This is a genomic window from Stenotrophomonas maltophilia (genome assembly GCF_004920835.1).
Lineage (GTDB): Bacteria > Pseudomonadota > Gammaproteobacteria > Xanthomonadales > Xanthomonadaceae > Stenotrophomonas > Stenotrophomonas maltophilia_AQ.
This window is the reverse complement of the sequence record NZ_QFHO01000075.1, coordinates 1-391: the sequence shown is the minus strand read 5'-3', so window position 1 is coordinate 391 and position 391 is coordinate 1. Positions and strand designations below refer to the sequence as shown.

Genomic DNA, 391 nt, shown 5'->3' with positions numbered 1-391 from the left:
ATCCAGGCGTAGACCGCGACACCTACCATCGTCAGCACTGCCGCGACCGGAACTGTCAACCGCAGGCCGGCCGGCATGCCCAGCCAGCGGCTCCGGAGACCGTCGACACGCAGGGCCAGCGGTGATCGTGGTGCAGAGGGGTTGGGTCGACGATGTCTGGTCCAGCGGTCACCGTCCCAATATCGTTGCCCCGCTGAACCGTCAGGATCGGGATACCATCCTGCCGGCGGCGAAGTCGCAACGTCGTGCTCCATTCAACAGTCGGTAAGGATCAGCTGCGGTGCCGCTCCTCGCGGACTACGGCGGCGCATCGAACAACTCCGGTAGCGAATCGAGGATCTGCACGTGGTCGCCGCGCCACGCAAACCCCACAATCGTCAAGATGCCATCT

General features: G+C 64.5%; 1 protein-coding gene. It reads right to left on the bottom strand.

What is annotated here, in order from left to right:
• On the bottom strand, positions 1-254 hold a 254-nt coding region (locus DI041_RS21595), incomplete at its 3' end, for a DUF2510 domain-containing protein (RefSeq protein WP_136640161.1).
• Positions 255-391: the final 137 nt, after the last annotated feature.